The sequence below is a fragment of the Mesorhizobium sp. M2C.T.Ca.TU.002.02.1.1 genome (assembly GCF_003997225.1).
The window spans coordinates 1-5,586 of the sequence record NZ_RZTO01000393.1 but is presented as its reverse complement, the minus strand read 5'-3'; the positions used below and the strand labels follow the sequence as shown (position 1 = coordinate 5,586).

5 protein-coding genes are annotated in these 5,586 nt (G+C 67.4%); 4 read left to right on the top strand and 1 reads right to left on the bottom strand.

Annotated features, from left to right (window positions below):
* Positions 1 to 421: glycosyltransferase (locus tag EOD07_RS20235; RefSeq protein WP_127236724.1), on the bottom strand; the 421-nt coding region annotated here is incomplete at its 3' end.
* A 128-nt stretch (positions 422 to 549) separates the two neighbouring features.
* Between EOD07_RS20235 and EOD07_RS20230 the strand changes: the two genes are divergently transcribed.
* The 4 genes from EOD07_RS20230 to EOD07_RS20215 form a co-directional block, all read left to right on the top strand.
* The gene (locus tag EOD07_RS20230; protein ID WP_127236723.1) at positions 550 to 2,346 is read left to right on the top strand and encodes a GtrA family protein; all 1,797 of its coding nucleotides are present in this window, start codon (positions 550 to 552) and stop codon (positions 2,344 to 2,346) included.
* Between the two features lie 165 nt (positions 2,347 to 2,511).
* On the top strand, positions 2,512 to 3,861 hold the full coding sequence (locus tag EOD07_RS20225) for an EAL domain-containing protein (protein WP_127236725.1): 1,350 nt from the start codon (positions 2,512 to 2,514) through the stop codon (positions 3,859 to 3,861).
* A 453-nt stretch (positions 3,862 to 4,314) separates the two neighbouring features.
* Positions 4,315 to 5,082, top strand: coding sequence for an SDR family oxidoreductase (locus EOD07_RS20220; protein WP_127236722.1), 768 nt, complete (start codon positions 4,315 to 4,317; stop codon positions 5,080 to 5,082).
* Positions 5,079 to 5,586: 2-dehydro-3-deoxygalactonokinase (locus EOD07_RS20215; protein WP_245470325.1), on the top strand; the 508-nt coding region annotated here is incomplete at its 3' end. The genes EOD07_RS20220 and EOD07_RS20215, both read left to right, overlap by 4 nt.

Sequence of the window (5,586 nt, the reverse complement as noted above, 5' to 3'; positions counted from 1 at the left end):
GGGGGTTGAAGACGCGGTTGACGAGGGCGTGGCCGTTGCGGCCGGCATCGTCGGTCACGCCGCGCCGGGGGCCCACCACCATGGCGGAGCGCTCCGTCTGCAGGACGTTGATCAGCTGCGGCGCATCCTCCGGCGCGTAGGTGCCGTCGCCGTCGGCCATCACATAGATGTCGGCGTCGATGTCGGCGAACATGCGCCGCACCACATTGCCCTTGCCCTGGCGCGGCTCGCGCACGACGATGGCGCCGGCGGCGCGGGCCTTCAGCGCCGTGAGGTCCTTGGAATTGTTGTCGTAGACATAGATCGCGGCCGAAGGCAGCGTCTCGCGGAAGCGCCGCACGACCTCGCCGATCGTCAGCTCCTCATTGTAGCAAGGCAGGAGCACGGCGATGACCGGCTCGTGGCGGACTGCATGCGGCATGTCTGTCTCCGGGCGCCCGACCCAGCCTCCGACCGTCTCTCATGCCGGCCCCGTCGAGCCGTTTTACTATTTATTGAAGCCGTTAAGGCTAGGTTTAAACCGATCCTCTCCTTCAAAGGCCACGGCAAATGGGCACAGCCGAGAACGGCGCCGCCACCTGGAAGTTCGATCTGGCGCTGGCGCTGCTGGCGGCCCTGCTCGCCTTCGCCTTCGACGCGTGGACAGGCTTCGGCCAATTGACCGATGCAGGCGGCGACAACGACAATCTGCTGCGCCTCGTCGAGGTCCGCGACCTGCTGGCGGGCCAGGGCTGGTTCGACCTGCACCAGTACCGGATGGGGCTTGAAGGCGGCTTCGTCATGCACTGGTCGCGGCTGGTCGACGCGCCGATCGCCGGGATCGCGCTTGCCGCCTCGGCGCTCACCGGCAGCAGGCCGCTCGGCGAGGACGCGGCGCAGGTGCTGTGGCCGGCGCTGCTCTTCTGGTCGACCCTGTTCTTCACCGCCCGCGCCGCGCGCAGCTTCGGCGGCGGCGGCGCGGTGCTGCCGGCCATCCTGATCGGCGCCGCCGGCTATTATTTCATCGGCATCTACGACCCCGGCGCGCTCGACCACCACAGCGTCCAGCTGATGCTCACCATGGCGAGCCTCGCTTTGCTGCTCGAGGCGCCTTCCCGGCGCTGGGCCGCGCTGTTGTCCGGCCTCTGCGCCGCGCTGACGCTCGCCGTCGGCATGGAAACCGTGCCTTATGTCGCCACCATCGGCCTTTGCGTGGCGCTGCTGTTCGTCGCCGATCCGGGCGGCGAGCGGACGATCGCGCGGGATTTCGGCCTCGGCTTCGCCGGTGTCGCGGCGCTTGTCTTCGTCGCCACCGTCCCGCCTTCCGCATGGGGCGCGGCGCAGTGCGATGCCTTCTCGGTCGCGCAGTTCTTCGTCGCGGCCATTGCCGGCGCGGGGCTGGCGGTGATCGCCTCTGTCGTGCCCGCCGCCGGCAGTTGGCGGCGACGGCTGGGGTCGCTCGCCGCGTTGGGGGCGGTTCTCGGCCTGGTCGTGGCGGTGCTGTTCCCGCAATGCCTCTCCGCGCCCTACGCCTCGCTCGACCCGCGCCTCAAGGAACTGTGGCTCGACCATATCGACGAGGCCCAGTCGCTGTTCACGCTCATCGTCCGCGATCCGGCGCGCGTCGCGGCGCGCTATGCGACACCGCTGGTCGCGATCATCCTGATGGCGCTGCGTCTGCGCCGCGGCGGCTGGCGGCGGCAGGACAGCCTCGTCGCAGCGCTGCTCGCCGTCGCTTTCGCGGTCGGCGCCTGGCAGGTGCGCGGCACCACCTTCTCGATCGCCTTCGCGGTCGTTCCGCTGTCGGCCTGGATCGCGAAATGGCGGGCGCGGGCCGAAACCAGCGCATCGCTCGGCGTGGCGCTGCGCCTGGTGGCCGTGTGGCTGGTCTCGATCAACCCGGTCTGGACGGGCGTCGCCGCGGCCGCCTCGGTGGCGTTCGAAAAAGACAGTCTCGCCACCGATGGCGCCACCACGGACAGGACGTGCGAGAAGAAGGCCAGTTTCGCGCCGCTCGGCGGCATGTCCGACACCACCGTGCTGACGATCTCCAATCTCGGGGCGCCGGTGCTGGCCTATAGCGGCCATCGCGTCTTCGCCGGCCCCTATCACCGCAATGTCGCCGGCAATCTCCTGGCGCTGGACGCCTTTCTCGGCTCGGCCGATGACGCGCGCGCAATCGTCGAGGCGCATCGTGTCGGCCTTGTCGCCGTCTGCCCCGGCAATGTCGAGACCATGATCCTGACCCGAAAGGCGCCGCAGGGCTTCCTGGCCGGCCTGCTGCGCGGAGCTGTGCCGGACTGGCTCGAACCGGTGAGCGAGAAAGGCAGCCCGATCGAGCTCTATCGCGTCAGGCAAGCCAGCTAAGGGCAATTCCAGGAAAAGTGCGCGGCGGGTTCCGCGAATAGTTGCGTAAGGAGGTTCGAAGCGAACCTTTTTTGGGGGCCTTCGGAAAATCGATTTTCTCGATACTTTTCCTAAACGCTTTGCTGCCAGTGTGAAGAGAAATACCGCCGTAAGAACAGGGACATGATGCAAACGACGTTTGGCACCGGTCAGCCAGGCAAGGAAAACACGGATCTGGCCTTCACGGATTCGTTGACCGGGCTCGGCAACCATCGTCGCTTCTTCGACAAGGTCGATCGCCTGATCAGCGACCGCGCCGACGATCCCGCGCCCTTCACCGTCGGCATCCTCGACCTCGACGGCTTCAAGCCGATCAACGACCTGTTCGGCCACAAGGCCGGCGACGACATCCTGGTCCAGGTGGCGATGCGGCTGCGCGCCTCGATGGATGGCTATTCCACCGTATGCCGCATCGGCGCCGACGAGTTCGCCTATCTCTACCCGATGGTGTTCTCGGAGGAGCAGGCGGCCGAGAAGTCGCGCATGCTGATCGAGATCCTGTCGGCGCCCTACGATGTCGGCGAGCGCACCGCGAGGCTCTCGGCCTCGGTCGGCTGCTCGCTGTTCTATTCCGGCGACGAGACAACCGAGATCCTGATCAACAAGGCCGAAACCGCGCTCTATCATGCCAAGCGTTCGGGTCGCGGCCGCGTCGTCGTCTACACCCGCGAGATGGAGGAGGCGGCCAAGCGCGTCACCCGCATCGAGCAGGCGCTGCGCCGCGCCGTATCGGCCGGCGAGGTCGAGCCGCATTTTCAGCCCATCGTCGACTTGAGCAGCCGCCGCACCATCGGCTTCGAGACGCTGGCGCGCTGGACCGACCGCGACCTCGGCGTCGTGCCGCCATCGGTCTTCATCCCGATCGCCGAGGAGCGCGGCATCATTGGCCCGCTGTCGCAGCTGGTGCTGCGCAAGGCGACCGAGGCGGCGCGCAGCTGGCCGAAGGACCTGTTCCTGTCCTTCAACCTGTCGCCCTCGCAGCTCGTCGACCAGAACACCGGCCTGCATATCCTGGCCATCCTCGACCGCACCGGCTTCGACCCGCGCCGCCTGGAGATCGAGATCACCGAGACCGGCTTGATGAACGACCCGGCCTCGGCCGAGAAGATCGTCGAGGATTTGCGCCGCGTCGGCATCCGCGTCTCGCTCGACGATTTCGGCACCGGCCAGTCCTCGCTCGGCCGCCTGCGCGAATTCCATTTCGACAAGCTCAAGATCGATCGCGCCTTCGTCTCCTCCATCCTCGACGACCGCCCGTCCGAGCACATCATCCGCGCCATCCTCGCCATGTGCGAAGGGCTCGGCATGGATGTCGTGGCCGAAGGCATCGAGGACGAGGCGCAGGCCGATCGCCTCGTCCAGTTCGGTTGCGCCGGCGGGCAGGGCTACCTGTTCGGCAAGCCGGTCGATGCCGACGCCACGCTCGGCTATCTGCGCGATTCCTATCGCGGCGCGCTGCACGCCAAGGCGATTTGACAAGGTCCCCAGCACAGGGATTTTGGCCGGTTCGGCTCTGTTAGCGTTGGCAGCTGGCATGCGTTGGAGGTTAGCCGAAACGCCCATTGCGATCGTCATTCCAGGGCGGAGCAAGGAGCGAAGCTCCGTCGCGGAGACCCTGGAATCCATGCCGTTACCTTCGCCACGGCGTGCAACGGAGCAAAATTCAGCACCGTGGCGGCGCTTCCAAGTCACGGCATGGATTCTATGGTCTTCGCCGCGTCGCTTCGCTCCTTGCTCCGCCATAGAATGACGAGGCTGGGGCGGCTTCAACCATTCCCCGGCGTTTGTGCTGATTTCACGGAAATGAACAGCCGCTACTTTGGCGGCGCGCCGATCATTTGTCTGACATTAGCCGGAAATCCGCCTTTTCACCCTTGCCCCCCGGCCCGGCGTGGCTAGGATGCGCGCCGGCCAAAGGGAGAAGAGATCATGATGCCATCGGCGCGGTTCACCGACCTCGACGGCGCCTCGGTGCTGATCACGGGCGGCGGCTCCGGCATCGGCGCGGCGCTGACCGAAGGTTTCATGCGGCAGAACGCGAAAGTCGCCTTCATCGACATCGCCGAGAAGCCAAGCACGGCTCTGGCCGACCGGCTGGAGAAGGAGCTCGGCCGCCGCCCGCTCTACCTCAAGGCCGATTTGCGCGACATCGCGGCGCTGCGCGCCGCCGCGGCCAAGGCGGCCGAGGCGCATGGCGACGTCACGGTGCTGGTCAACAACGCCGCGCTCGACGACCGCCATGCCGTGGAGGATGTCACGGTCGAGTTCTGGGACAACAACCTCGCCATCAACCTGCGGCCGCATTTCTTCACCGCGCAGGCCGTGGCGCCGGGCATGAAGCGCGCCGGCGGCGGCTCGATCATCAACTTCACCTCCACCTCCTATCTGATCAACCATCCCGATATGCCGGCCTATACCGCGGCCAAGGCGGGCATACTCGGCCTGACAAAAGGCCTCGCCGGCAAGCTCGGGCAGAACCGCATCCGCGTCAACGCGGTGGCGCCGGGATGGGTCATCACCGAACGCCAGCGCGAGCTTTGGGTCACGGATGAAGGGCTGGCCGCCCATGTCGCCAAGCAATGCATCAAGGACGTCATGCAACCCGACGACATGGTCGGCACGGTGCTGTTCCTGGCCTCGGATGCCTCACGCATGCTCACCGCCCAGATGCTGATCGTCGACGGAGGCTTCCTGTGAGCGCGGCGCCCGCGGTCGCCGCGCTCGACTGGGGCACGACCAGGCTGCGCGCCTGGCTGCTCGACGGCTCGGGCAAGGTGCTTGCCGAGCGGCGCGGAGACGACGGGCTGATCACCGCCCGCGAAAAAGGTTTTGCCAAGGTGCTGGAAGGCCACCTGGACGCCATGGGCGCGCCGGAGGCGCTGCCGGTCATCATCTGCGGCATGGCCGGCTCCCGGCAGGGCTGGATCGAGGCGCCCTACGTCACCGTGCCGGGGCCGATCGGCGCCATCCTGCGCGGCGCCGCCCGCATCGAGGGCTTGAGCCGCGACATCCGCATCGTGCCCGGCCTCGCGCAGCGCCTGACTGAGGCGCCGGACGTCATGCGCGGCGAGGAGACCCAGCTTGCCGGCGCCGGTTTGCCGGCAAAGGGGCGGCACCTCGTCTGCATGCCGGGCACGCATTCGAAATGGGTCGCTGTCGCGGACGACGCCGTCGAAGGCTTCGGCACCTGGCCGACCGGCG